The 414-nt window shown below is 71.3% G+C and carries 1 protein-coding gene; it reads left to right on the top strand.

Features of this window, described 5'->3' with window-relative positions; genetic code table 11:
- Positions 1-122: 122 nt before the first annotated feature.
- Positions 123-414, top strand: a 292-nt coding sequence (gene folK, locus J1M64_RS18795; protein WP_206475185.1) for a 2-amino-4-hydroxy-6-hydroxymethyldihydropteridine diphosphokinase, incomplete at its 3' end; no start/stop codon positions are given.

Raw genomic sequence — 414 nt, forward strand, 5'->3', positions numbered from 1 at the left:
CCCGCGGTGGCCGAACTCGAGGTCACGGTCCACAAACCCAAGGCGCCGATCGACGTGACGTTCTCGGACGTGGCCGTGAGCATCCACCGCCGCCGAGGACACTACGAGGCGAGCGCGGACGGATGACGGCCCGGTGTGTTGTGGCCCTGGGGGCGAACCTGGGGGAGCGGTTGACGGTGCTGCGGCAGGCCGTGCGGACGCTGGACGCGACACCCGGGATCAGTGTCACGGCGAGCTCACCGGTCGTGGAGACCCGCGCGGTGGGTGGACCGCAGGACTCCCCGGACTACCTCAACGCGGTCGTGGAACTGCGTACCCGGCTCACGCCGTTCGAGGTGCTCGCGGTGTGCCAGAGCATCGAGGCCGAGCACGGTCGCACGCGTGACGTGCGCTGGGGGCCGCGCACCCTGGACC

This window comes from Dietzia sp. KRD202, assembly GCF_017168155.1.
In the GTDB taxonomy this organism is placed as follows: domain Bacteria; phylum Actinomycetota; class Actinomycetes; order Mycobacteriales; family Mycobacteriaceae; genus Dietzia; species Dietzia kunjamensis.